This is a genomic window from Streptomyces sp. NPDC003023 (assembly GCF_042888225.1).
Classification (GTDB): domain Bacteria; phylum Actinomycetota; class Actinomycetes; order Streptomycetales; family Streptomycetaceae; genus Streptomyces.
On record NZ_JBIAPL010000005.1, the window covers coordinates 155,342 to 181,354 of the forward strand.

Annotated in this window: 21 protein-coding genes and 1 pseudogene; 11 read left to right on the forward strand and 11 right to left on the reverse strand. The window is 71.4% G+C overall.

What is annotated here, in order from left to right:
• Window positions 1-130: 130 nt before the first annotated feature.
• Together ACFYV1_RS18735 and ACFYV1_RS18740 are read left to right on the forward strand one after the other, a co-directional pair.
• Window positions 131-1,648, forward strand: coding sequence for a CehA/McbA family metallohydrolase (locus ACFYV1_RS18735; protein WP_389396599.1), 1,518 nt, complete (start codon window positions 131-133; stop codon window positions 1,646-1,648).
• Window positions 1,649-1,786: 138 nt separating this feature from the next.
• A pseudogene (locus tag ACFYV1_RS18740) lies at window positions 1,787-2,158 on the forward strand (VOC family protein); the annotation flags it as partial.
• Between the two features lie 106 nt (window positions 2,159-2,264).
• Here ACFYV1_RS18740 and ACFYV1_RS18745 read toward each other — a convergent pair.
• The 10 genes from ACFYV1_RS18745 to ACFYV1_RS18790 form a co-directional block, all read right to left on the reverse strand.
• Complete coding sequence (locus ACFYV1_RS18745) at window positions 2,265-3,818, reverse strand: APC family permease (protein WP_389396600.1); 1,554 nt, start codon at window positions 3,816-3,818, stop codon at window positions 2,265-2,267.
• 436 nt (window positions 3,819-4,254) lie between these two features.
• Window positions 4,255-4,671 carry a nuclear transport factor 2 family protein gene (locus tag ACFYV1_RS18750; protein WP_389396601.1) on the reverse strand — a complete coding sequence of 139 codons (417 nt, stop codon included), beginning with the start codon at window positions 4,669-4,671 and terminating at the stop codon, window positions 4,255-4,257.
• 192 nt (window positions 4,672-4,863) lie between these two features.
• Window positions 4,864-6,315, reverse strand: coding sequence for an aldehyde dehydrogenase family protein (locus ACFYV1_RS18755; protein WP_389396602.1), 1,452 nt, complete (start codon window positions 6,313-6,315; stop codon window positions 4,864-4,866).
• Window positions 6,312-8,051 carry an amidohydrolase family protein gene (locus tag ACFYV1_RS18760; RefSeq protein WP_389396603.1) on the reverse strand — a complete coding sequence of 580 codons (1,740 nt, stop codon included), beginning with the start codon at window positions 8,049-8,051 and terminating at the stop codon, window positions 6,312-6,314. The genes ACFYV1_RS18755 and ACFYV1_RS18760 overlap by 4 nt, the downstream gene beginning before the upstream one ends.
• Window positions 8,052-8,547: 496 nt before the next feature.
• Window positions 8,548-9,672, reverse strand: a complete 1,125-nt coding sequence (locus ACFYV1_RS18765; RefSeq protein WP_389396604.1) for an LLM class flavin-dependent oxidoreductase — start codon at window positions 9,670-9,672, stop codon at window positions 8,548-8,550.
• Between the two features lie 116 nt (window positions 9,673-9,788).
• The gene (locus ACFYV1_RS18770) at window positions 9,789-10,541 is read right to left on the reverse strand and encodes an SDR family NAD(P)-dependent oxidoreductase (RefSeq protein ID WP_389396605.1); all 753 of its coding nucleotides are present in this window, start codon (window positions 10,539-10,541) and stop codon (window positions 9,789-9,791) included.
• Window positions 10,542-10,556: 15 nt separating this feature from the next.
• A complete protein-coding gene (locus tag ACFYV1_RS18775) occupies window positions 10,557-11,477 on the reverse strand; it encodes an LLM class F420-dependent oxidoreductase (RefSeq protein ID WP_389396606.1) in 921 nt (306 codons plus the stop codon).
• 96 nt (window positions 11,478-11,573) lie between these two features.
• Complete coding sequence (locus ACFYV1_RS18780; protein WP_389396607.1) at window positions 11,574-11,987, reverse strand: PaaI family thioesterase; 414 nt, start codon at window positions 11,985-11,987, stop codon at window positions 11,574-11,576.
• Window positions 11,988-12,051: 64 nt separating this feature from the next.
• Complete coding sequence (locus ACFYV1_RS18785) at window positions 12,052-12,576, reverse strand: GNAT family N-acetyltransferase (protein ID WP_389396608.1); 525 nt, start codon at window positions 12,574-12,576, stop codon at window positions 12,052-12,054.
• A 75-nt stretch (window positions 12,577-12,651) separates the two neighbouring features.
• The gene (locus ACFYV1_RS18790) at window positions 12,652-13,872 is read right to left on the reverse strand and encodes an amidohydrolase family protein (RefSeq protein WP_389396609.1); all 1,221 of its coding nucleotides are present in this window, start codon (window positions 13,870-13,872) and stop codon (window positions 12,652-12,654) included.
• Between the two features lie 359 nt (window positions 13,873-14,231).
• On the opposite strand from ACFYV1_RS18790, the gene ACFYV1_RS18795 reads away from it, so the two are divergent.
• The 8 genes from ACFYV1_RS18795 (at window position 14,232) to ACFYV1_RS18830 (ending at window position 23,229) form a co-directional block, all read left to right on the forward strand.
• Window positions 14,232-17,180, forward strand: coding sequence for a BTAD domain-containing putative transcriptional regulator (locus tag ACFYV1_RS18795; RefSeq protein ID WP_389396610.1), 2,949 nt, complete (start codon window positions 14,232-14,234; stop codon window positions 17,178-17,180).
• A 182-nt stretch (window positions 17,181-17,362) separates the two neighbouring features.
• Entirely contained in the window at window positions 17,363-17,593 is a 231-nt protein-coding gene (locus ACFYV1_RS18800) for a hypothetical protein (RefSeq protein ID WP_389396611.1), read from the forward strand.
• Between the two features lie 275 nt (window positions 17,594-17,868).
• A complete protein-coding gene (locus tag ACFYV1_RS18805; protein WP_389396612.1) occupies window positions 17,869-19,371 on the forward strand; it encodes an ATP-binding protein in 1,503 nt (500 codons plus the stop codon).
• Entirely contained in the window at window positions 19,368-19,790 is a 423-nt protein-coding gene (locus tag ACFYV1_RS18810) for a roadblock/LC7 domain-containing protein (RefSeq protein ID WP_389396613.1), read from the forward strand. Before ACFYV1_RS18805 ends, ACFYV1_RS18810 begins: the two co-directional genes overlap by 4 nt.
• Window positions 19,787-20,146, forward strand: coding sequence for a DUF742 domain-containing protein (locus ACFYV1_RS18815; protein WP_389396614.1), 360 nt, complete (start codon window positions 19,787-19,789; stop codon window positions 20,144-20,146). The genes ACFYV1_RS18810 and ACFYV1_RS18815 overlap by 4 nt, the downstream gene beginning before the upstream one ends.
• Window positions 20,121-20,762, forward strand: coding sequence for an ATP/GTP-binding protein (locus tag ACFYV1_RS18820; protein ID WP_389396615.1), 642 nt, complete (start codon window positions 20,121-20,123; stop codon window positions 20,760-20,762). The genes ACFYV1_RS18815 and ACFYV1_RS18820 overlap by 26 nt, the downstream gene beginning before the upstream one ends.
• The gene (locus tag ACFYV1_RS18825) at window positions 20,759-22,000 is read left to right on the forward strand and encodes a cytochrome P450 (RefSeq protein ID WP_389396616.1); all 1,242 of its coding nucleotides are present in this window, start codon (window positions 20,759-20,761) and stop codon (window positions 21,998-22,000) included. The genes ACFYV1_RS18820 and ACFYV1_RS18825 overlap by 4 nt, the downstream gene beginning before the upstream one ends.
• Complete coding sequence (locus ACFYV1_RS18830; RefSeq protein ID WP_389396617.1) at window positions 21,997-23,229, forward strand: cytochrome P450; 1,233 nt, start codon at window positions 21,997-21,999, stop codon at window positions 23,227-23,229. The genes ACFYV1_RS18825 and ACFYV1_RS18830 overlap by 4 nt, the downstream gene beginning before the upstream one ends.
• Before the next feature lie 6 nt (window positions 23,230-23,235).
• Here the strand turns inward: ACFYV1_RS18830 and ACFYV1_RS18835 are convergent, their stop codons facing one another.
• Entirely contained in the window at window positions 23,236-24,798 is a 1,563-nt protein-coding gene (locus ACFYV1_RS18835) for a FadD3 family acyl-CoA ligase (protein WP_389396618.1), read from the reverse strand.
• A 66-nt stretch (window positions 24,799-24,864) separates the two neighbouring features.
• On the opposite strand from ACFYV1_RS18835, the gene ACFYV1_RS18840 reads away from it, so the two are divergent.
• A complete protein-coding gene (locus tag ACFYV1_RS18840; protein WP_389396619.1) occupies window positions 24,865-26,013 on the forward strand; it encodes a lipid-transfer protein in 1,149 nt (382 codons plus the stop codon).

The following is a 26,013-nucleotide window of genomic DNA, read 5'->3' on the forward strand; positions in this document are numbered from 1 at the left end:
AGGGGCGGCCCGTCGCCGGTCATGACGGCGTCGTCGGTCGAACCCCTTCCCTTGGCCGTCCGTTAACGGCTCAATACCAGAGTTCGACTGCGCCACCGAAGTCTCTCGACACCCTGGGGAGTCCGACGGCATGTGCAACGAGGAAGAACACGCGGGACACGCGATGGCACGGCGCGGTCTGCTCGTCACCGGAGCGGCCGCCGCGCTCACGCTGGGGGGCGTGAGCTTCGCGAGCGCCGCGGCGCGCGACGGCGAGCCGCAGACCGAGGTCGTGCGCGGCACACTGCCGCCCGGCTCCCCCGACTACGTCTACCTGCCGGTCGAAGTGCCGCGCGGTGTACGGGAGATCCGGGTCTCGTACACGTACGAGAAGCCGGCCGTCCCGGCCGGTACGCAGGGCAACGCGCTCGACATCGGCGTCTTCGACGAGCGCGGCACCGGACTCGGCGGTGACGGCTTCCGCGGCTGGTCGGGCGGTGCACGCAAGGAGTTCTTCATCCGGGCCGACGACGCGACCCCCGGCTACATCGCGGGCCCGATCCGCGCCGGCATGTGGCACATCGCGCTCGGCCCGTACACGGTGGCGCCGCAGGGATTGGCGTACGAGGTCACCGTCACGCTCATCCACGGGTCGACGCCGAAGCCCGTGACGCCGGTGTATCCGCCGGAGCGTGCGAAGGGGCGCGGACGCGCCTGGTACCGGGGCGACTGCCACATCCACTCCTTGTACTCCGACGGCCGGCGCACTCCCGCCGAGATCGCGGCCCTCGCCCGGGCGGCGGGGCTCGACTTCATCAACTCGTCCGAGCACAACACGCACGCGGCGCACGCCCATTGGGCCGAGGAGGCCGGTGACGACCTGCTGATCCTGCTCGGGGAGGAGATCACGACCCGCAACGGCCATGTGGTCGCGCTGGGCACCGACCCGGGAGTGTTCGTCGACTGGCGCTACCGTGCCCGCGACAACCGCTTCGGGCACTACGCCCGTGAGATCCGCCGGGCGGGCGGCCTTGTCGTCCCGGCGCACCCGCACGCCACCTGCATCGGCTGCAACTGGAAGTTCGGTTTCGGGGAGGCGGACGCGGTGGAGGTGTGGAACGGGCCCTGGACCCCCGACGACGAGGTCTCGCTCGCCGACTGGGACGGCACGCTCGGGCTCGCCGCCCGCACCGGGAAGCGCTGGACCCCGGCCATGGGAAGCAGCGACGCACACCGCGACCCGGACCCGGTCGGCACACCGCAGACCGTCGTCCTCGCCGACGACCTGACTCGTGGGGCGATCCTCGACGGCATCCGCGCCGGGCGGAGTTACGTGGCCGAGTCCAAGGACGTGTCCCTCGCGTTCTCGGCGAGTGGCGGTCGCGGCCGTCACGCGGGCATCGGCGAGCGGCTGCGGGTGGCGGACGACGACCCGGTGACGGTACGTCTCGAGGTGTCCGGCGCTCCCGGCTGCACGGTCCGGTTCGTGACCGACCAGGGGGTGCTGCACTCCGCGGCGCTCCCCGCGGACGGCACCGGCACGGTGGAGTGGCGCACGACCGCGCAGTACGCGGCGTACGTACGCGCCGAGGTGCGTCACCCGGCGGTGCTGCCACCGCTGCCGGGGCCGCCTGCGGCCTTCACCAACCCTGTGTTCCTGGGAAGTTGACGCCGCGGACGCCGGCGAGAGCACAACTGTGTCCGGGCCGCCGGCGGTGCGGGCGGCCCGGCCCCGGACTCTATCGGGGATCGCCCCCGACTGTGAAAACCCCGTGCTGCCGCGCCGGTTCGGCCCTACCCTCCGCCCATGGGATCCCTTGTTCGACACATCACCGTCGACTGCGCCGACGCCTACCGTCTCGCCACTTTCTGGGCCGCGGTACTGGACGCCGAGGTCTCCGACGAGGACGCTCCGGGCGACCCGGAGGCGCTGGTCGAGACGGAGGGCGGGACGCTGCTGTTCGTCACCGTCCCGGAGCCGAAGACTCTCAAGAACCGCGTCCACCTGGACATCGTGCCGACGGACCGCACCCGTGACGAGGAGGTGGCGCGTCTGCTGGACCTCGGGGCCACGCTGGTCGCCGATCACCGCGTCCCGGACGGGAGGGGCTGGGTGACCCTCTCCGACCTGGAGGGCAACGAGTTCTGCGTGGAACGGGGCATGGCCGAGCGCACGGCGTGACGCGGGGCCGGCGTGGCACCGGGTGGTGTGACGCGGGGCGGCGTGGCGGGCACCGGCCCGGTGTCGGCCACCGACCGACAGCCGGGCCGGCGGACCGGCACGCTCAGTCCGCCAGCACCAGTGCCGGTGTCTCCTTCGTCAGGACCTCGCCCCGGAAGAACTCCGGGCTGCGGCGCCGCATGAGGAGCATCAGGAGGAAGCCGAGCACCAGCAGGCCGACGCCGATGACGAAGACCGAGCCCATGCCGAGGACGGAGGAGCCGGAGCCGTAGGCCGGATCCCACATGTCGTAGAGGGTCTTGCCGAAGACGGCGGTGAGCATCAGACCGCCGATGCCGGGGAGGACGCCCTTGAAGAACAGGTTCGCGGTCGAGCGGGTCAGCTCCTTGCGGAAGAACCGGACGCAGGCGAAGGCCGTGATCGAGTAGTAGAAGCAGATCATCAGGCCGAGTGCGTAGATCGTGTCGACCAGGACGTTCTCGCTGACGAGGCTCATCACCGTGTAGAAGACACCGGTGGCGGCACCCGCGGCCACGGTGGCGAGGCCAGGGGTCTTGAAGCGGGGGTGCACCTTGGCGAACGCCTTCGGCATGGCGTCGTACGCGCTCATCGCGAGAGCGGTGCGAGCGACCGGGATGAACGTCGTCTGGAGGCTCGCCGCGGCGGATGCGAGGACCGCGACGAAGAGCAGGATGCCGAGTCCGGAGCCCATGACCGGGTCGGCCAGGACGGCGAACACGTTGTCGGAGGTGTCCGGGTTGCCGAGGCCGGTGCCCTTCTCCCCGATGCCGGCGTACATCTGCACGGCGATGGCGACCATCAGGTACGAGGCGACGATGACGACCATGGCGAGCATGGCGGAGCGGCCGGGGGTGCGGGCGCTGCCGACGCTCTCCTCGTTGATGGACAGACAGGCGTCCCAGCCCCAGTAGATGAAGATCGAGAGGGAGAGCCCGGCGGTGAAGGCGGAGAAGGATTCGACGCCGAAGGGGTTCATCCAGGACAGGGAGAAGTCGAGGGAGCCGGCGACCTCGTCGGACTTGGCGATCGCCATGGCCGCGAAGATCACGACGACGGCGAGTTGGAGGCCGACCAGGGCGTACTGGACCCACTTGGTCGCGGTGATCCCGCGGTAGCTGATCGCCGTCGCCACGGCGATGAAGGCGAGGGTGGTGAGGATGTGGACGGCCTTGTTGCCGTCGAGCGCGGCGACGCTCCCGCTGCCCGTGACCTCTCCGGCGGTGAGCCAGAAGAAGGACGTGGCCACGCCTGCGAGGTTGGAGAGGACCACCACGGTGGCCACGAGCAGTCCCCAGCCGCACATCCACCCGACCTTGGGGCCGAAGGCCTTCACCGACCAGGTGAAGGAGGTGCCGCAGTCGGGGAGCGCCTTGTTGAGCTCGCGGTACGCGAAGGCGACGAGCAGCATCGGCAGGAAGCCGGCCAGGAAGATCGCGGGCATCTGCAGCCCGACCTCTCCGACGGTCGGCCCCAGCGTGGAGGTCAGACAGTAGACGGGGGCGACCGTCGACACACCGATGACGGCTCCACCCATGAGGCCGACGGAGTTGCCTCCGAGGCCTTTGGTGCGGACACCCCCGTCGGGGGCGCTCCGTACCGTGTCTCCGGCCTGTGGCCGCGCATCCAGCTGAGTCATGAGCAGGACGTTAAGTGCTGCGGTTTCCACATCCGGAAGATCAAGATCCGGATGCCGGACACTTCGCCGGGGTTCGATTCCAAGGTCGCGTTGGCCACCTGGGCGACAATTGAAAGACCCACGAGGGTTACCGGCAGTACATCGAGAGGTCCGGCAACCCCCTTCCGGAATACGGGAACCGCAGCAACGTCCGATTTGCCCGGTTTCAAATTTTCCCGCGGTGATTCACCTGCCCTCGCCCGGCCCACGGGGACAGGGCTCCGGCGCGTCCGGTACGACGGGGGACGGCCGCGCCTGGGTGCGTTCGATCGAATCCGGCGGCGTCCGCTCCGTCGTGAGCGTCCCGGCAATGCCGATGGCAGGCATCCTCCCAGCTCACCGGCCGTTCGGGCGGCCAGGACGGACCCGATCGCCGGGGCTGCCGCCGACCGACCCGTCAAGGAGTGCAGGCTGCCGCGATCGACACGCTGTTCTCGTACAGGTGGTGCCGGGTGATGCGGCCGTCCTCGACGGTGAGGCGCAACGCGAAGGGGCCCGCGAAGGGTTTGCCGGTGGCTCGGACGGTCCCCGAGAGGTGCCCCGTCAGGACGGCGTCGGCACCGTCGACGAGGAAGGTGTCGACGGACGCGCGGGCGTCCTCGGCCACGGTGTGCTCGTTCAGCTCCGCGGCCTGGGCGGCGCATTCGGCGGCGGTCGAGCGGGGACGTATCCACGGGACCACGGGGTTCTCGGCGAGCAGCCAGTCGACGTCGTCGGCGAAGAGCGCGGTGAGCCCCTCGGTGTCCCCCGCGAAGCGGAGGGCGAGGAACTTCTGGACGGTGGCGCGGGTGGCGTCCGCTGTGGTGGTCGTCATGGGACCGAGTCTGCCGAGGCGCCGACCGGGCGTCGATTACTCCGGAGGTAACCACGCTCGCGGGTGACCGAAGCAGCGGCGATGCCCCTGCCCGGTGCCCACGGCCTCCTCCCGGCGCCCCGGCCGTACCGGCTTCTCCGCCCTGAGCCCTCAGCCCCCAGCCCTCAGCCCTCAGCCCTCAGCCCTCAGCCCTCAGCCCGACCACACCACGGACTGCAGCTCGCTGTACGCGTGCAGCGCGTACGAGCCGACGTCCCGGCCCACACCGCTTCTCTTGAACCCGCCGAACGGCGCCTCCATGTTCCTGCCGATCGTGTTCACCCCCACCCCGCCCGCCCGCAGCCGGCCCGCCACCCGGAACGCGCGCGCCACGTCACCGGAGAAGACGTAGTCGATGAGGCCGTAGTCGCTGTCGTTCGCCAGCGCGACGCCCTCCTCCTCGTCGTCGAACGGGACCACGACGACCACCGGGCCGAAGATCTCTTCCCGTACGACCCGCATGTCGTTCGTGCAGTCGGCGAAGAGGGTGGGGGCGACGTGGAAGCCCTTGTCGTACGCGGGGCGCTCGCCGCCCGTGACCAGACGGGCGCCCTCCTTCCTGCCCAGCCGGACGTACGACTCCACCCGGTCCCGGTGCACCGCCGAGATGACCGGGCCGACGACCGTCGCGGGGTCGGCGGGGTCGCCGACCCGCAGAGCGCCCGCGAAGGCGGCGAGACCGTCCACCAGCCGGTCGTACACACCGCGCTGCGCGATCACCCGCGTCGGCGCCGTGCAGATCTGGCCGCTGTAGAAGGAGAACGTCGTACCGATCCCGCGCACCGCGGCGCCGAGGTCCGCGTCGTCGAACACGAGCGCCGCGCCCTTGCCGCCCAGCTCCATCAGCTGCCGCTTCATCCCGCGGCCGCAGACCTCCGCGATGCGCTGCCCCACCGCCGTCGAGCCGGTGAAGCTGACCATGTCGACGTCCGGGGAGTCGACGGCGGCCTCGCCGACGGCCGCCGCGGAGCCCGTGACCACATTGACCGTGCCGGGCGGGGCGCCCGCCTCCCGCAGCGCCGCCGCCATGCGGTACACGGACAGCGGGTCCTGCGGTGCCGGTTTCACGACCACCGTGTTGCCCATGGCCAGCGCCGGTGCGACCTTGCCGGCCGCGTTCGCCCACGGGTTGTTGTACGAGGTGACGCAGGTGACCACACCGACCGGGCGGCGTACGGCGAGCGCCCCCAGCACGGCCGCCTTCCCCATCGGACCCGCGGCGTTGATCTGCGGGGGCAGCGGCTGCTCGACCGGCTCGAGCGCGCCCCTGGCATAACGGCGGAAGCGAGCCGCGGCGACCGCCACCTGCATACCGCGGGCGGTGGCCGTCGTCGCCCCGCTCTCGGCGCGGGCGAGTTCCGTGTACGCCTCGCAGTCGCGCTGTACGAGGTCGGCGGCCCGGTCGAGGATCGCCGCCCGTTCCTCCGGCTTCGTACGGGACCACGCGGCGAACGCCTCACGGGCGGCGCGCGCGGCCTCGTGGACCTGGGCGCGGCTCGCCTCGGGCGCGAGTCCGACGATCTCCTCGGTGGCCGGGTCGACCACCGCGTAGTGGCCGTCGTCGGGTTCGACCCACTCGCCACCTATGAACAATTGCTCCCTCACCGGGTCGACACCGTCCTGGTGTCACGGCCGGAGCGGAGCACGGTGCCCGGCACGGCACCGGTGAGCCGGTCGTCGCGTATCGTCTCCACGCCGCCCACTCGGACCGACACGATGCCGATCGCCTTCGCGTCCAGCCTCGGGCTGTCGCCCGGCAGGTCGTGCACGAGGGTCGCCGGACCCGCGTCGATGCGCTCCGGGTCGAAAAGCACCAGGTCGGCGTGGTGCCCCTCGACGATCCTGCCCCGGTCGCGCAGCCCGAAGAGGCGGGCCGGGTCGTCGGTCAGCATCCTCACCGCCTGCTCCAGGCCGACGAGTTTCCGGCCGCGCAGACAGTCGCCGAGAAAGCGGGTCGTGTACGGGGCGCCGCACATCCGGTCCAGGTGCGCGCCCGCGTCCGAGCCGCCGAGCAGGACGTCCTCGTGCTGCCACGTCTCGGCGCGCAGCGCCCACGAGTCCGGGTCGTTGTCGGCGGGCATGGGCCACAGAACCGTGCGCAGGTCGTCGTTGGCGCAGATCTCGACCAGGCAGTGGAACGGGTCCTGACCGCGCTCGGCGGCGATGTCCCTGACGACGCGACCGCTCAGGCCCTCGTTCTGTGCCGTGTACGTGTCACCGATGACGTAACGGCCGAAGTGCGCGAGACGGCGGAAGACTCCGGCCTCCTTGGACTCGGCGCGGCGCAGCATCTCGGCGCGGACGGCCGGGTCACGGAGCTTCGCGATCCGCTGCGGTACGGGGAGCGACAGGATCTCGCCCCAGCCGGGGATGAGGTTGAGGGCGCAGAACGTGCCCAGCGACATGTTCATCGGCGTCAGGATCGGCATGGTGAGCGCGACGATCCGGCCGCCGGCCTTGCGGGCTCGCTCGGACGGCACCAGTTGGCGGGGCACGCGTTCGGGTACGGAAGCGTCGACGGTCAGGACGTTCCAGTTCAGGGGCCTGCCCGCGGCGGCGCTCATCTCGACGAGCAGGTCGATCTCGTCGTCCCCGAACTGGTCGAGGCAGCCGGCGACGATCGCCTCGAGCTGCGTGCCCTCGTGCTCGCCGACCGCCCTGGACAGTGCGAGGAGTTCGGCGGGGAGGGCGTGCCGGGAGGCGACCGGCATTCCGTCACCGTCGGAGTGGGTCGACGACTGGGTGGTCGAGAGCCCCCAGGCACCGGCGTCCATCGCGTCGTGGAGAAGGGCGAGCATCGCCTCGAGCTGGGCGGGAGTCGGCTGCCCGCCGGTCGCGTCCGGGCCCATCACATGCCGGCGGAGCGCGCAATGACCCACCATGAAACCCGCGTTGACGGCGATGCGGCCTTCGAGGGCGTCCAGGTACTCGCCGAAGGTGTGCCAGTTCCAGGGGGCGCCCTCCTCCAGGGCGACGAGGGACATGCCCTCGACCTTGGACATCATCCGGCGCGTGTAGTCGGCGTCGCCGGGGCGCTCCGGGTTGAGCGGGGCGAGGGTGAAACCGCAGTTGCCGCCGACGACGGTGGTGACGCCGTGATTGAGGGACGGGGTGGCGTACGGGTCCCAGAACAGCTGGGCGTCGTAGTGGGTGTGCGGGTCGACGAAGCCGGGGGCGAGGACGAGGCCGGTGGCGTCCTCGGTGGTCCTCGCCTCGGGAGCGTTTCCGGGCTCCGCGATGACGGCGATACGGCCGTCGTCACCGATGCCGACGTCGGCGACGCGGGCGGGGGCGCCGGTGCCGTCGACGACGGTCGCGTTGCGGATGAGGTGGGCGGGCATGGCGTCCCCTTCTGTTCAGGTGGGGTGCGGGTGCGCGCGTACGCGGGTGCGGGTGCGGCGGTTCAGGTGCGGGGTGCGCGGGTGCGCGGGTGCGGCGTTGAGGCCGGGTGTCCGGCGTCGCGGGCCGGGTGCGGCCCGGTCGGAGGCTCGGCGGTCGGCCGCGACCGCGCTACGGGCTCCTCCGGCCGGGCCGGTACGGACGGCGGTCCGGGAAGACGCCGTCCGCGTGGGTGGGGAGGGGTGGGGACGCGTATGGGGGTGGGCCGCTGCGCGGAGCCGTTCCCCTACCCGCCCCTTCCCGCTGTACCCATGTGCGGCTCCGCCGCGTGGCGGGCTCCGCCCGGTCCCGTCGCCGCCCGGCGTACCGCGCTTCGCGCGGTGGCCTCAAACGCCGGCCGGGCTGGAAGTGCCGCTCCGCCCCACCCGGCCCCGCCGCCGATCGAGGCGCGGGGGTCCGGGGGCGACGCCCCCGGAACATCCGGCGCGGCGGAGGCGCTCAGCCGCCCGCGCCCCCGCGGAACCGGGTCGTGCGGTGGATCGGGTCCGTGTCGATCTGGGGGATCACGTGCTCGCCGATCAGGCGGATCGTCGTCATCGTGTCCTCGTACGACACCCCGATCGGGAGGCCGAACGACAGTTGGTCGGCCCCCGCCTGCTCCCACCGCTTGCACTGGCGCAGGACCTCGCCGGGGCTGCCGCAGATCATCAGTTCCTCCGCGATCAGCAGCTCGATGATCTCGGCCGTGTACTCGGGCAGCAGCTCCGGCCATTCCGGGATGCCCTCGGGGCGCGGGAACGTGTCGTGGTAGCGGAACAGCAGCGACTGCAGGTAGTTCAGGCCGCCGGAGACCGCGATCTCGACCGCCCGTTCGTGTGTCTCCGCGCAGATCGCCGTCGACGTCACCATCACGTTGTCGTTGACGAACGCGCCGACCGCCTTCGCGTCCTTCACGGCCGTCTTGTAGGACTCCATGACCCACTCCATGTCGGAGACCTTCTGGACGCTGAAGCCCAGTACCCCGAGGCCCTTGCTGCCTGCCATGGCGTACGAGGACGGGGAGCCGGCCGCGTACCACATGGGCGGGTGGGCGGCCCCGTACGGCTTGGGGAGGATCTTCCGCGGCGGCAGGGACCAGTGCTTGCCCTGGAAGCCGGCGTACTCGTCCTGCAGCCACATCTTGGGGAACTCGGCGATCGTCTCCTCCCAGATCTCCTTGGTGTGGTTCATGTCGGTGATGCCCGGCATGAACCCGAGGATCTCGTGGGATCCGGCGCCGCGGCCGGAGCCGAACTCGAAGCGGCCTTCCGAGAGGTGGTCGAGCATCGCGACCTTCTCCGCGACCTTGACCGGGTGGTTGACGGGGGCCAGCGGGTTGAAGATGCCGGAGCCGAGGTGGATCCGGTCGGTCGCGTGGGCGAGGTAGCCGAGGAAGACGTCGTTGGCCGACAGATGTGAGTACTCCTCCAGGAAGTGGTGTTCGGAGGCCCAGGCGTACTTGAACCCGGACTTGTCGGCCTGGATGACGTACTCGGTCTCCTCCATCAGCGCCTTGTGCTCGGCCAGCGGGTCGGTCTCCGCGCGTTTGCCGAGGTATCCCTGAACGAAGATGCCGAATTCCAAGGGGGTTCACCGCCTTCAGGCTTCGACGGACCTGACGACCCGTCAGTTCTGGATGCCGCCGACTGTTCCATCCGGTGTCCGCACAGTCAATAGCTGACGAGTCGTCAGAAACCTCGTCAGAGAACGCTGACGCCGGCCAGCCACCCGCCGTCGATGACGAACGGCTGTCCGGTGATGTAGGAGGAGTCCTCACCGGTCAGGAAGAGCGCCAGCCTCGCCACCTCCTCGGCCCGTCCGACCCTGCCGAGCGGCACGAGCGTCCGGTAAAGGTCCTCGATCGCGCCCGGGTCCGTTCCTTCCGGGTTGCTCATCGGTGTGTCCACGGCACCCGGGCACACGGCGTTGACCCGGATCCGCTTCGCCGCGAGTTCCAGCGCCGCGACCCTCGTCAGGCCGAGGATCGCGTGCTTGGAGGCGGTGTAGGCGCCGACGTACGCCATACCCGTCAGCGCCGTGTACGAGGCGGTGTTGACGATCGTGCCGCCGCCGGCCGCCTCGATCTCGGGGGCGACGGTGCGGATACCGAGGAAGGTGCCGACCTGGTTGACCTGTGTGATCAGCTGGAATTCCTCGAGCGGTGTCGAGACCAGTTCGTTGAACCGGAGGATGCCCGCGTTGTTGACGAGGCCGTCGATCCTCCCGAAGGCGCCCTTCGCGGCGGCCACGGCGGCGCTCCAGTCGGCCTCCTGACTCACGTCGAGATGGACGTAGAGCCCACCGATCTCCTTGGCGAGCGGTTCGCCCAGTTCGTCGAGCACGTCCGCGAGGACGACCTTCGCCCCTTCCGAGGCGAAGAGCCGGGCCTCCTGCTCCCCCTGTCCGCGCGCCGCACCCGTGACGAGGACGACGCGTCCGTCCAGCTTGCCCATGCCTGCTCTCCTTGGTCAGTCGAGGTGCGGGGCGACGTCGGCGGCGAATGCCGCCATCTGGTCGGTGAGTTCGGTGACGCCGCGGCTGCGGAAGCGGACCTGGATCTGGTCCACGCCCATCCCCGCGTAGGCGCGCAGCGACTCCGCGAGCGCTGTCGGCTTGCCGGTGAGGGTTCCGCGTCCGGTGGGCCAGGCCGGTTCGCCGACGTAGAGCGGTTCGGTGATGGCACCGATCGTGAGCGGGGTTTCGATCCCGGCGTCCTCCCGCAGGGCCCGGATCCGGGCGATCTGCGCGGGCAGCCTGTCGCGCGGGTCGCCCTGCGGCAGCCAGCCGTCCGCCTTGAGCGCGGCCCGGCGCACGGCGGCGGGCGAGGAGCCCCCCACCCAGAGCGGGACGCGGGCCTGGGCGGGCCGCGGCCGCTGCCCCAGGTCCTTGAACGCGAACCGCTCCCCGGCGAACTCCGGGTACTCCTGGGGTCCGAGAGCCGCGCGCAGCGCGTCGACGCTCTCGTCGAGGACGGGTCCGCGCGCGTCGAAGTCGACGCCGAGCGCGTCGAACTCCTCCCGTACGTGACCGGCCCCGACTCCGAGGATCAGCCGCCCGCCGCTGAGGTGGTCGAGGGTCGCGTACTGCTTGGCGGTCACCAGGGGGTGCCGGAGCCCGACGACGGCCACATGGCTGAGCAGCCGCACCCGCCCGGTCACGGCGGCGAGGAAGGCGAGCGTCGCGACCGGGTCGTACCAGACCGTGGACATGGCGTCCGCGAGCCTTCGGGGAATGGCGACGTGGTCGCAGACCGCGACGTAGTCGAAACCGGTCCGGTCCGCGGTGCGGGCGATCTCCAGGAGATCGCCCGGCCCGGCCCAGGCCTCCCAGGGTTCGGTGTAGAGGGTGCTCTGCGACTGGACCGGAAGCTGCATCCCGTACGCCACCATGGGGGACTCCCTCACATCTGACGGTACGTCAAAAACTGCGCGAGGGCCATCGTCATCGCTTCCGCCGCATCAGGCAAGAGGCCCGCGGCCCGGACCTCAGCCCATCAGCGCGTACACCGTCGACGCGCGGGCCGCCGGCTCCGGCGCCCCCTCCGCGGTCATCGTGATCTCGGCGAACGCCATCCGCCTGCCGAGCTTGGTGATCCGGGCGTCCACCAGCACGTCCGCGCCGACGACCGCGCGCTGGAAGCTGGTGGACTGCTGGACGGTCGTCATGGGCACGAACGAGCCGCGGGCCGACGACACGGCGATCACGGTCGCGGTGTCGGCGGCGGCCATCAGTGCCTGTCCGCTCATGCCTCCGCCCTCACGGGCCAGCCGGTCGGACCAGGGCAGCCGCAGTACGGCGTGGAGTTCGCCCGCCTCCTGGACGGACAGTCCGAGTTCGAGAACCCAGGGAGCGAAGTTGTCAAAGAGGATCTTGTCGGCTTCGGCAATGGAAAGTGTCATGCCCCGATGGTGCCGGTGGCCGGGGCGCCCGGGAAGCAGGCGTACGACGCGGCCGACGCGGCCGTCAGCGCAGCTCGCCCGCCAGCAGACCCATCGTGAACTGGTCGTACCAGACGCCGTCCCGCCGGAAGGACTGCCGCAGACGGCCCTCCTCGACGAAGCCGACCTTCCGGTAGACCTGCTGGGCGGCCGTGTTCTCCGTCACGACGGTGAGCGTGATCTTGTGCAGTCGCATCTTGTCGAAGCCGTAGCGGCACACGGTGCGCATCGCGTCGGTGGCGTAGCCCTTGCCCCAGTAGTCCTTCTCGCCGAGATAGATGTCCAGCTCCGCGATACCGGTCTCGGGCTCCGTGTCGCGCAGGGCGACGAGACCGATCAGCCGGCCGTCGCTCAGTACCTCCACCCCGAGAAGCAGATCGCCGTACGTGTTGCGCGGCCGTTCCTCGAGCCACTTCCGCACATGCGACAGGGACGAAGGATGGTTGTCGTCCATCCAGCGCATGACGTCCGGGTCGTGGTTCCACCGCCACAGCGCGTCGGCGTCCCCCGCGTCCATCGCCCGCAGCTTCACCAGTCCACCGAGCACCATGCCGCCCGCCCCCTGTCGTCCGTCCTGATCACGACAGGGTTAGCACGGGACACGGCGAACGCTCAACGCGATTTGCTACGGCCCCGGCCACAGCCCTTCGGGGGTCAGACCCAGCAGGTCGATCGCGTTGCCCCGCACGATCCGCTCGACGACGTCCGCGGGCAGGTGGCCCATCTGGGACTCGCCGACCTCCCTCGACTTCGGCCAGGTCGAGTCCGAGTGCGGGTAGTCCGTCTCGTACAGGACGTTGCCGACACCGATCGCGTCGAGGTTCTTCAGGCCGAACGCGTCGTCGAAGAAGCAGCCGTGGACATGCTCGGCGAAGAGTTCGGACGGCGGGCGGGTGACCTTGTCGGCGACTCCGCCCCACGCTCGGTTCTCCTCCCAGACGACGTCCGCGCGTTCGAGGATGTACGGGATCCAGCCGATCTGGCCCTCCGCGTACATGATCCGCAGACCGGGGAACCGTTCGAGCTTGCCGCTCATCAGCCAGTCGACCATGGAGAAACAGCAGTTGGCGAAGGTGATCGTCGAGCCCACCGCCGGGGGCGCGTCCGCCGAGGTGGACGGCATCTTGGACGAGGAGCCGATGTGCATGGCGATGACGGTGCCGGTCTCGTCACAGGCGGCGAAGAAGGGGTCCCAGTCGTCGGTGTGGACGGAGGGGAGCCCGAGGCGCGGCGGTATCTCGGAGAAGGCGACGGCACGTACGCCGCGTGCCGCGTTGCGGCGGACCTCGGCGGCGGCCAGCTCCGCGTCCCACAGCGGGACGAGCGTCAGCGGTATGAGCCGGCCGTGCGCCTCGGGGCCGCACCACTCCTCCACCATCCAGTCGTTGTACGCGCGGACGCAGAGCAGCCCGAGCTCGCGGTCGGCGGCCTCGGTGAAGGTCTGGCCGCAGAAGCGCGGGAACGTCGGGAAGCAGAGCGCGGACTGGACATGGTTGACGTCCATGTCGGCGAGGCGGTCCGGAACGCTGTACGAACCGGGGCGCATCTGCTCGTAGGTGATGATCTCCAGCTTGATCTCGTCGCGGTCGTAGCCGACGGCGGTGTCGAGGCGGGTGAGGGGCCGGTGCAGGTCCTCGTAGACCCACCAGTCGCCGATCGGGCCGTCGTCGCCGGGCGCTCCCATCACGGGAGCGAACCTGCCGCCCATGAAGGTCATTTCCTTCAACGGGGCGCGGACCGTGCGCGGGCCGGTGCCGGCGTACTTCGACGGGAGCCGGTCCCGCCAGACGCCGGGCGGCTCCACCGTGTGGTCGTCCACCGAGATGATCCTGGGGAAGGTCTCCATGGTTTCAAGATAGCGCCGATCTGACGGTTCGTCAGCTACGCGGACCGACATACGGAGACCGGGCGGGACGCGACGGCGTCACCCTGCCGCACGGCATCCACGACGGAACCGTTCCCTCCGCGCCCGGGATCATCTCCGGCCCCGGGGAACGCGGTTACACCTTCGTCACGGTCACCGAACTGCTCTCACCCGCCGTCCCGGGGCCCGGCACGGTCTGTCGCCCCTGATCAGCGCGGCTGCGCCGATCACCCGGTCAAGCCGCAGACCGACCGGCCCCACTGCTGACGCGGCCACCCCCGACAAGGCAGACTGTCGAGGGCGATTCCGGGTAGTACCGGCAGTACCAGCAGGGGGCAGCCATGGACCGTGACAGCGGGCCACGCGTACCGAACCAGCGCGCTCCGCTCGCGAGCGAAGACGCCGAGCTCCACTTCAGCGTGCTCGGTCCGGTACGGGTGCGGCGGGGCGCGCAGACGCTGCCGCCCGGTTCGCCGCAGCAGCGTGCCCTGCTGGTCGCGCTGCTGCTCCGCGACGGGCGCACCGCCACGGCCGGTGAACTGATCGACGCCATCTGGGGCGAGGAGCCGCCCTCGCAGGCCCTCGCCGCCGTCCGTACCTACGCCTCCCGGCTGCGCAAGGCGCTCACCTCGGAGTACCTGGTCAGCGAGTCCGGCGGGTACGCGCTGCGCATCGGGCGGGAGGCCCTCGACCTCGCCGTCGCCCAGGAACTCGCCGCGGAGGCCTACAAGGCGAACGCGGCGGGCGACCGCACCCAGGCACGGGCCCTGATCAACAAGGTGCTGAACCTGTGGGACGGCGAACCGCTCGCCAACGTGCCGGGCCCCTACGCGGAGAACCAGCGCACCCGGCTCGTGGAGTGGGGTCTGCAACTCCTGGAGACCCGGCTCGACATCGACCTCGAGGTCGGCCGGCACGCGGAGGCAGTCTCCGAACTGACGGCGCTCACCGCGACGCACCCGCTGCGGGAGCGGCTGCGCGAGCTGCTGATGCTCGCGCTGTACCGCAGCGGCCGGCAGGCGGAGGCGCTCGCCGTGTACGCCGACACCCGCAGGCTGCTCGCGGAGGAACTGGGCGTCGACCCGCGGCCCGAGCTGTCCAACCTCCAGCAGCGAATTCTTCAGGCCGACGCGGAACTGGCCCGCCCCAGCGGGGAGCCGGCCCCCGCACCGCAGGTGACCCGTCCCGCGCAGCTGCCCGCGACCGTGCCGGACTTCACCGGGCGGGTGCCGTCCGTGCAGGAGCTGGGCAGTCGGCTGGCCACGGCGGACGGCTCCGTGATGGCGGTGTCCGCCCTCGCGGGCATCGGCGGCGTCGGCAAGACGACGCTCGCCGTCCATGTGGCGCACCAGGCCCGCAAGCACTTCCCCGACGGACAGCTGTACGTGGACCTCCAGGGCACCGGCAGCCGGGCGGCCGAGCCGGAGACGGTCCTCGGCGCCTTCCTGCGCGCGCTGGGCACGGCCGACTCCGCCATCCCTGACACCCTGGACGAGCGGGCGGCCCTGTACCGCTCGGCGCTCGACGGCCGGCGGATCCTGGTGCTGCTCGACAACGCACGCGACGCGGCACAGGTCCGGCCGCTGCTGCCCGGCACGGCCGGATGCGCCGCGCTGATCACCAGCCGGGTCCGGATGGTCGACCTGGCGGGCGCGCACCTGGTGGACCTGGACGTGATGTCACCGGAGGAGGCGCTGCAGCTCTTCACCCGGATCGTGGGTGCGGAACGGGTCGGCGCGGAGCGGAAGGCGGCGCTGGACGTGGTCGCGGCGTGCGGGTTCCTGCCGCTGGCGATCCGTATCGCTGCCTCGCGGCTGGCGGCCCGCCGCACCTGGACGGTCTCCGTCCTCGCGGCCAAGCTCGCCGACGAACGGCGCAGGCTGGACGAGCTCCAGGCGGGCGACCTGGCGGTGAAGGCCACGTTCGAGCTGGGCTACGGGCAGCTCGAACCGGCCCAGGCACGGGCGTTCCGCCTGCTGGGCCTGGCGGACGGCCCCGACATCTCGCTCTCCGCGGCCGCGGCCGTGCTGGACCTGCCGATGCACGAGACGGAGGATCTGCTGGAGGCGCTGGTCGACACGTCCCTCCTGGAGTCCGCGGCGCCGGGGCGGTACCGGTACCACGACCTCGTGCGGCTCTACGCGCGTGCATGTGCGGAGCGGGACGAGCAGCCCCCCTCGGAGAGGGAGGCCGCGCTGTCGCGGCTGCTGGACTTCTACCTGGCGACGGCGTCGCGGGTCTTCGCGATGGAACGGCCGGGCGACCGGCTCGTCGAACACCTGGAGCCGACGGGCGACGCCGGGCTGCGGTTCGCGCACCTGGAGGACGCCCAGGACTGGCTGTACGCGGAGGCCCACTGCCTGCTCGCCTGCGCCCGGCAGGCGTCCTTGGGCCCAGCGCTGCGCAGGGCGGTGGATCTGCTCTGGGCGGCCCAGAACCTCGCGGAGTCCGGCGCGAACTCGAAGGTCTACGAGTCGGTCGCCCGCGCGGCCGTCGAGGCGGCGCGCACCGCCGGTGACCCGCGGACCGAGGGACGGGCACGGACCTCGATGACCAACGTCCATCTGGTGGCGGGCCGTTACGACGAGGCCGACGAGCAGGCCGCGCAGGCCGCGGCTCTGGCTCGAGCCGCGAACGACCCTGCGCCGGTCTACTGGTCGGACAACGACCGGGGGATCATCGCGTTCAACCAGGGGCGGCATGCGGAGGCCGAGGAGCATCTGCGGCTGGCCATGGAGGGATCGAGGGAGGACGGCAATCTGCCGGGTGAGGCCAGCGCGCTGTGCAACCTGTCCCGCATCCATGTCGTGACCGGCCGCCCGGAGGAGGCCATCGCCCTGGCCAGGGAGGGCGTGGCCATATACGACCGGATCGGTCACGCGCTGCGGCTGGCGAACGCCCGGTACGCGCTCGGCATCGCGCTGACCGGGGCGGACCGGCCGGCGGAGGCACTGAGCGAACTCGAGACGGCGCTGGACCTGTTCGAGGCGAACCGGCAGCGGCTGTGGGAGGGCACCACGCACTTCCGGATCGCGCAGGCGCACCTCTCGGCGCGACGCCCCGCGCAGGCCGCCCAGCACGCCGAACAGGCGCTGGCGATCGGCTGCATCGGCGGCGACCGGACACGTGCGCACACATTGACCACACTGGGCAGGGCGCTGGAGAGTCTCGGGCAGGCGGACCGGGCGCGGGCGTGCTGGCGCGAGGCGCTGCTGCTGCACGAGGAGTCCGGAGCGGCCGAGGCCGAGGAGGTCAGGCAGCTGCTCACCGCTCCGCTCAGGGCCGCCTGAAATACCCCGGCCAGGGCGTTCATCGATTGTTTATGCTCGTCCGACATTCTCGGTTGTGTTCGGTCCGACGAGTCGGGGGGCGAACGGACCGGTACCTGGCCTTCTGCCCGGCGGCCATCGGGGGAGTCTCTGGGCGGAAGGCCACCTTCAGTCACTCGGTCGATCCCATGGGGGACGGATACATGAGCAACACCAAGAAGAACGACGAGCAGATCACCACCATGGGCGACCACCACTCGCCGGTCCCGCCCGCCGACGGCACGATCACCACTCTGGGCGATCACCACTCGCCGGTTCCGCCGGCGGACGGCACCATCACGACGCTTGGTGACCACCACTCGCCGGTCCCGCCCGCCGACGCCACCATCACCACGATGGGCGACCACCACTCGCCGGCGCCGCCACAGGGCTGACCGAGCTGTTTCGAAGCCACAACGACGGGGATCGGCCGCGGCGGCGCGGGAGGGGGAGCCGCCGCGGCCGAGGCGTGCCCGGGGAAACCATCGGCGGAACCAGGCCGAACTCGACGTGACGTACGTCATGACTCGACGCCAATAAGGCAATCCAACGGACAAAAACAAAAGGGTGTTGGGCGGAAACCAAGCACAACTGCTCAATTGCAGTGTGTACTTGGGCAGGACCGCCCCCCAGCGGACCACACCCCCCTGCCTTCCTGAGGTCCACACCCATGATCGAGATACCGGAGCTGGCCGCAGGCGGCCTGGCCGCCGGGACGCTGTCCGCCTTCGCCCTCGGGGTCCGGCTGCTGCAGGCCCGGCGCGAACAGGCCCGACAGCGCGCCGAGCTCGAATCGCTGCGCGGCCACCTCGACACCTCACAGGAGGAACTCACCCGCGCGGGCGCCGCCTTCGCCGCCGAGATCGAGCACCTGGCCACCAAGCGCCTACCCGCGGAGGCCACCCGGAGCGCCCACCCTCACGTGCAGGTCCCCGGTCCGCTCGGACCCGCGGGCGCCGGGACGGAAGCGGTGCTCGAAGGGCTCCGCAAGGCGATCGCCCATGAACGCAAGCGCGTCGACGCCGCCGCCCGCGCCGGAATGCGCGGCACCACCCGGGAGATCCAGGCCGGGCTCTACCGGCTCCAGGACGTGCTGCACGGGCTGCAGCAGCGCTACGACGACCCCGAGCTGGCCCAGACCCTCTACGCCCTCGACCACGAGAACGAGCAGTCCCTGCGCCGCGCGCAGGTCGCCGCCGTCGTGTGCGGCGCCTGGGTCGGGCTCGCCCGCGAGGAGTCGCACCTCGTCGACGCCGTCACCGGCGGCCAGGCCCGCCTGGTGGGTTACCACCGCGTCCAGGTGCACAACCACCTCGAACCCGGCACCGCACTCGTGTCGCACGCCGTCGAACCGGTCGCCATCATCGTCGCCGAACTCCTCGACAACGCGCTGCGCCACTCCTCCCCCGACACGGCCGTCGTCGTCAACCTCGAACGCGCCCACCACGGCGTCACCGTGACCGTCGACGACGCGGGCGTGGGCATGGCGGCCGACGAACGGGCCGACGCCCAGCGCATGGTGGCCGGCTCGGACCCCATCCTGCTGTCCGAGCTCGGCGATCCGCCGCGGATGGGCCTCGCCGCGATCGGGCAGCTCACCCGGCAGTTCGACCTGTCCGTCGACCTGTCGACGCCGTCCCCCTACGGCGGCGTCCGCGCGGTGCTGCTCGTCAAGAGCCACCTTCTGTCGCGCATCGATCCGGTGCTGCACCCGCCGGCGGCGAGCGCCGCCCCCTCGACGCGGCAGGCGCAGGACCGCGATCCGCACCCGGAGCAGGCGCGTCGGCCCCTGCCCGACGGTCCGCACGAGGCCGTTCGCGCTTCCCACGGGCACGCGACCGAGCCTGAGAGCGGCCCCGGACCCGAGAGCAGACCCGGACCCGAGAGCAGGCCCGGGCCCGAGAGCGGACCCGATCACGAGCGGACACACGCGCTCGGGCACGGACACGGGGGTTTCGAGGAGCAGGCGCCGGTCCCCGCTTCCGGTCTCCCCGACGGCGACGCCCTCCCCCAGCGTCGCCGGCGCGACCGCACCCGGGCGCAGAGCGAACCACCGCCGCCCAAGAGGCCCGCCCGTACCCCCGAGGAGTCCGCCGCGGCACTCGGGGCCCTGCAGTCCGCCACCAACGCGGCCCGCGAAGCCGCCGCCAACGAAGGGATCGACCCCCGATGAACAGCCGCGAGACGGGCGACACGGCCTGGGTGCTCGACCCGATCCTGGAGATCCCCCACGTACGGGCGGCGGTGCTGCTCACCAGGGACGGGCTCGTCTCCGGGTTCTCCGCCGCGCTCGCCCAGGACTCCGCGGAACGGGTCGCCGCGATCACGTCCACCGTGCAGGGCGCCTGCCGCACCGCGGCCGCGGCGTTCGCCGACGCCTCCGGCGCCCAGCTGCGCCAGGTGGTCATCGAGTCCGACCACGGCTACATCCTGGTCGCGCCCACCGACCACGGCACCTGTGTCGCCGCCTACGGCGGTCCCGAGGTGCGTCTTGACCTCCTCGGCCACCGCGTCCACTCGCAGGTCGCCCGGCTCGGCGAGAAGGCGATGGCCGCCGCGCCCCGCGCGGCCGACGGCGGCTCCCCCGTATGACCGGCCGCCGGAGCGGCCGGCCGCTGGTACCCGCCTACCTCTCCACCGGGGGCGTGGCCAGGCCCAGCCGCAACAGCCTGGAGCGCCTGTCCGTGCTGACCGGCACCGGCGGGCCCGCGCCCACCGGGCTGCCCGCGGCCCAGCACGCCCTGCTGGGCGCGCTGGACGGCGGATCGCTGACGGTCGTGGAGAGCGCGGCCGTGCTCCGGCTGCCGGTCTCCGCCCTGCGGGTGCTCGCCGCCGCGCTGATCGACCAGGGACTGGTGAGCGCCCGCCCGCCCGTACCCTCCGCCGCCCTGCCCGACCGTGACCTGTTGAAGAGAGTGGCCGATGGCCTCCGCGCCCTCAAGCTCTGACCGGATGTCCGGCGTGTACTCCCCGCCCTCCCCGGCGGACGGCCTGCATCTGCCGGACACCGCGCGCGAGTTGGTGAAGATCCTGGTGACCGGCCCGTTCGGGGTCGGCAAGACGACCCTGATCGACGCGGTGTCGGAGATCCGCCCGCTGCACACCGAGGAGCACCTGACGGAGGCGTCCGCCGCGGTCGACGATCTCGCCGGGGTGCGTGACAAGACCACGACCACCGTCGCCATCGACTTCGGCCGGGTGTCGCTCGGCGACTCCGTCGTCCTCTACCTGTTCGGCACACCCGGGCAGGAACGCTTCCGCGCGCTGTGGGACGACATCGCCTACGGGGCGCTCGGCGCCCTCGTCCTCGTCGACACCCGCCGCATCGACGAGTCCTTCGACGTCCTCGGGCTCGTCGAGGAGTCCGGTGTGCCGTACGCCGTCGCGCTCAACACCTTCCCGGACTCACGGCGCTACACCGAGGAGCAGTTGCGCCGCTCCCTCGACCTGGAGCCGGACACCCCGCTCGTCACCTGCGACGCCCGTGACACCAACTCGTCCGTCGACGCGCTGCTCGCCCTGGTCCAGCACCTCATCGACCGCATGACACCGGAGGCACGGTGAACGCCGCCTACCCCGCCCGCGCCGACGCCTTCAACCTCTCCGCCCCGGTGCGCCTGTGGGAGGACGGCTTCGCCGCCGACCCGTACGGCTACTACACGACCCTGCGCGCCCAGGGCCCGGTCGGCTGGGCGGAACTGGCCCCCGGGGTCTTCGCGTACGTCGTCACCGACCGGCGCGCCGCGCTCGACCTGCTGCACGACACCGAGTCGTTCTCCGTCGACCCCCGGCCCTGGGAGAAGACGGTCTCGGAGGACTCGCCGGTCCTCGGCATGATGCGCTGGCGCCCCAACTCCCTCTTCGCCGACGGCGACGAGCACATCCGCTACCGCCGTACCCTCCTCGACGCGTTCGACCTCGTCGAGCCGCACGACCTGCGAGAGCGGGTGCACCGGTCCGTCGACATCCTGGTGGACCGGTTCGGACCCGACGGGCGGGCCGACCTGGTCACCCAGTTCGCCCGCCCGATGATGGCACTGATCTTCAACAACCTCTTCGGGCTGCCCGACAGCGAATCGGGCCGTCTCGACGCCGCGCTCGGCCGCATGATGGAGGGCGGCGACCGTGCCGCAGAGGGCGAGGCCGAGTACGGCAAGTACGTGATGGAGCTGATCGGCGCCAAGATGGCGCGGCGCGGCGACGACCTCACGAGCCGGCTGCTGGACCATCCTCTCCGGCTCACCCCGGAGGAGGTCACCTGGCAGGTGTTCCTCACTCTCGGCGCGGGCCACGAGCCCTCCGCAAACCTGATCTCCAACGCCCTTTCGCGCATCCTCGGCAACCCGGCCTACTACTCGACCCTCACCTCCGGGTCACGTCCCGTGATGGACGCCGTCATGGAGGTGTTGCGCTACGAGACCCCGCTCGCGAACTACGGCGTGCACTTCGCGCGCGAGCCGATGAGCTTCCACGGGATGTGGCTGCAGGCCGCCGTCCCGATCGTCATCTCCTTCGGTGCGATGGGGCACTTCGCGGAGAGGGACTTCGCGGGCGCCCACCATCCGCACGACGCGTCGCACATGTCGTGGGGTGCCGGCCCGCACTCCTGCCCCGTGAAGCAGCCCGCGCTGCTGATCGCCACGGAGGCCATCGAGCGTCTCACCCAGTGGCTGCCGGACCTGCGGCCGCTCGTACCGCGCGAACGGCTCAGCTGGCGGCCGGGGCCGTTCCACCGATCTCTGACGGCGCTGCCCGTCAGATTCACACCTCACAGCCCCGACCAGGCAGGAGACCGTCCATGACCGTGTCCACCCGTGTGGCCGTCGATCCGTTCGGCGCCGACATCATCGCCGAGACTGCCCGACTGCGCTCCCTCGGGCCCGTGGTGCCCGTCGAGCTGCCCGGCGGCATACCCGCCTGGGCGCCCACCGGTTACGACACCCTCAAGTCCCTGCTCCTGGACCCCCGGGTGAGCAAGGATCCGCGCCGGCACTGGTCGTCGTTCGCCCAGGCCGGCGAGAAGCCGGAATGGGCCTGGATCCTCGGCTGGGTCGGCGTGACCAACATGCTGTCCACCTACGGGAGCGACCACGCTCGGCTCCGCAAGCTCGTCGCCCCCAGTTTCACCGCACGCCGCACCGAGGCGATGCGCGACCGTGTCGAGGCCATCACCGGGGAGCTGCTGGCCAAGGTCGACGCGGCCGGCGCGAACGGCGAGGCCGTGGACATCAAGGCCGCCTTCGCGCATCCGCTGCCCATGCAGATGATCTGCGAGCTGTTCGGCGTTCCCGAGCAGATGCGCGCGAACACCGGCAGACTCATCGCCGCGCTGATGGACACCTCCGACCCGAGCCCGGAGCAGGCCGCCTGGATCCAGGAGCAGGTCGTCAGCGTCCTCGGCTCGCTCATCGCCCACAAGGTCGAGAACCCGGGCGACGACATGACCACCGAACTGATCAGGGTCCGTCAGGACGACGGTGACCGGCTCGGCGACGAGGAGCTCCTGCACACCCTGCTGCTCGTCATCGGCGCCGGCTTCGAGACGACGGTCAACCTGATCGGCAACGCCGTCGTCGCACTCCTCGAGCACCCCGACCAGCTGGCCGCCGTACGGGCCGGCGAGATCAGCTGGGAGCAGGTGATCGAGGAGGTCCTGCGGGTGCGCCCGTCCATCGCGAGCCTGCCGCTGCGGTTCGCGGTCTCCGACATCACGATCGACGGCGTCACCGTCCCGGCCGGTGACGCGATCCTGACGACGTACGCCGCGGCCGGCAACGACCCGGCCCGCTACGGCGAGGAGGCCGCCGCGTTCGACGCGACGCGCGAGGCGGACGACCATCTGTCCTTCGGGATCGGCGTGCACCGCTGCATCGGGGCCCCGCTGGCCCGTATGGAGGCGATCACCGCGCTGCCCGCACTGTTCGAGCGCTATCCGGACCTCGCGCCCGCGTTCAAGCCGGGCGAGCTGACGCAGGTCCCGTCGTTCATCGCGTACGGCTGGCAGGAGATCCCGGTCCGTCTCCACGGCTGACCGTCCTCACGCGCGGCGCGAGCGGAGCTCGGTCTTGAGGATCTTTCCGCTCGCGTTGCGCGGCAGTTCGGTGACGAACTCGATCTGCCGGGGCACCTTGTAGTTCGCCATCTCCCGGCGGGACCAGGCGATCAGGTCGTCGCCGGTGAGCGTCGATCCGGGCCGGCGGACCGCGTACGCCATGCCCACCTCGCCGAGCCGGGCGTCCGGTACGCCGATGACCGCGACGTCCGCGATGTCCGGGTGCAGGCCGAGCAGTTGCTCGATCTCCGCGGGATAGGCGTTGAAGCCGCCGACGATGAACATGTCCTTGATCCGGTCGGTGATCCGCAGGTTCCCCGCCCCGTCGAGGACGCCCACGTCGCCGGTGCGCAGCCAACCGTCCGCGGTGACGGCGCGGGCCGTGCCCTCGGGGTCCTCGAAGTAGCCCCGCATGACGTTGTGGCCGCGCACCATGATCTCGCCCGGTTCCCCGGCCGCCGCGAGGACACGGACCTCCGTGCCGGGTATGGCACGCCCCGAGGTGGCGGCGACGGTGCCGGGGTCGTCGCCGCGGCGGCACATCGTGACGATGCCGCTCGCCTCCGAGAGGCCGTACGCGGTCAGGACGGTGGCGACGCCCAGTTCGCCGCGGAGCCGTTCGACCAGTCGCAGCGGGACGACGGCCGCGCCGGTGACGACCAGGCGCAGTGCGCTCAGGTCGTGCCGGTCCCGGGACGGGTGGTCGAGCAGCGACTGGTGCAGGGTGGGTGGCCCGGGGAGCACGGAGATCCGCTCGGCGGCGATGTTGGCGAGGACGGTGTCCACGTTGAAGACGGGCTGCGGGACCATCGTGGCGCCGCGGGTGAGGCAGGCGATGATGCCGGCCTTGTAGCCGAAGGTGTGGAAGAACGGGTTCACGATCAGATAGCGGTCGCCCTCGCGCAGGCCGGCGAGCTCGCTCCACAGGTCGTAGCAGCGCAGCGTCTGGGCGTGGGTGATGACGGCGCCCTTGGGGCGGCCGGTGGTGCCCGAGGTGTAGACGATGTCGGAAGGATCCTCCGCGGTGACGGTGTCGGCGCGGTCGCGGACCCGGGCGGCCCCGACCGCGTCACCGCCCGCGAGGAAGTCCTTCCAGGTGCGGTAGTCGTCCGGGGCGCTGTCGGCGAGGACCACGACCTGTTCGAGGTCGGGGAGTTCGACGTCCGCCCGGCGCAGGGAGGCGACGTAGGAGGTGCCGAGGAAGGTGCCGGTGACGAAGAGGAGCCTGGCGCGCGAGCCGCGCAGGACATAGGCGGCCTCCGTGCCCTTGAAGCGGGTGTTGAGGGGGACGAGCACGCCGCCCGCGCCGACCGCGCCGAGCGCGGCGACGATCCAGTCGAGGGTGTTGGGCGCCCAGATCGCGACCCGGTCGCCCTTGCGGAGGCCGAAGGCGATGCAGGCGGCGGCGGCCCGCTCGACACGTTGGCCGAGTTCCTCGTACGAGACGCGGGTGCGGCCGCAGACGACGGCCTCGCGCTGCCCGTAGCGCCGTGCGGCACTTCTCACCAGCCTCGGGATGGAGCCCCACTCAAGGTCGCCGCGTCGCATCGGATGCCTCCCGTACGCCCGTCCGCAGTAGCTGACGGTACGTCAGATTAGCTGTACGCTCCGGCCATGGCGACCCTCAAGGACAAGGCAGCGATAGTCGGAATCGGTCAGACGGCCTTCGCCAAGCAGCTGCCGGCGTCGGAGAAGACCCTGGCCTGCCGAGCGATACTCGGCGCACTCGACGACGCGGGCATCGCGCCCTCGGAGGTGGACGGCTTCGCCTCGTACACGATGGAGGAGACCGACGAGGTCGAGATCGCCAAGTCCGTCGGCGCCGGTGACGTCACCTATTTCTCCAAGGTCGGCTACGGCGGTGGCGGCTCGTGCGCCACCGTCGCGCACCTGGCGGCCGCCGTGGCCACCGGCCAGGCGAACGTGGGCGTCGCCTGGCGGTCCCGCAAACGCGGCTCCGGACCGCGCCCCTGGACCAGTACGGCGGTGCAGCTGCCCACCCCCGCCCAGTGGACCCGCCCCTTCGGACTGCTTCGGCCCGCCGACGAGATCGGCATGCTCGCCCGCCGCTACATGCACGAGTACGGCGCGACCCGCGACCACCTCTTCAACGTGGCCCTCGCCTGCCGCAACCGGGCCAACCAGAACCCGGCCGCGATGATGCACGAACGCCCGCTCACCCGCGAGATGTACATGACCGCCCGCTGGATCAGCGAGCCCCTCTGCCTCTTCGACAACTGCCTCGAGACCGACGGCGCGCTCGCCTGCGTGATCGTGAGCGCCGAACGCGCCCGCGACTGCCGCCGGCGGCCCGTGTACGTCCACTCCGCCGCCCAGGCCCTGCCCTCCCAGCACCACGGGATGGTCAACTACTGGAACGACGACCCGCTCACCGGCCCCGCCTGGACAGCCGCCCGGCACCTGTGGAAGCGGTCCGACCTCGGACCCCAGGACGTCGACGTGGCCCAGATCTACGACGCCTTCACCCCGCTGATCCCGCTGTCGCTGGAGGGTTACGGCTTCTGCGGACGGGGCGAAGGCGCGGCGTTCACCGAGGGCGGCGCGCTGGAGATCGGCGGCCGGCTCCCGCTGAACACCGGCGGCGGCGGGCTCAGCGAGGCGTACGTCCACGGCTTCAACCTGATCAACGAGGGCGTCAAGCAGCTGCGGGGCACCTCCACCGCCCAGGTGCATGGCGCCAGGACCTGCCTGGTGACCGCCGGCGAGGGCGTACCCACATCGGCACTTCTGCTGAGGAGTTGA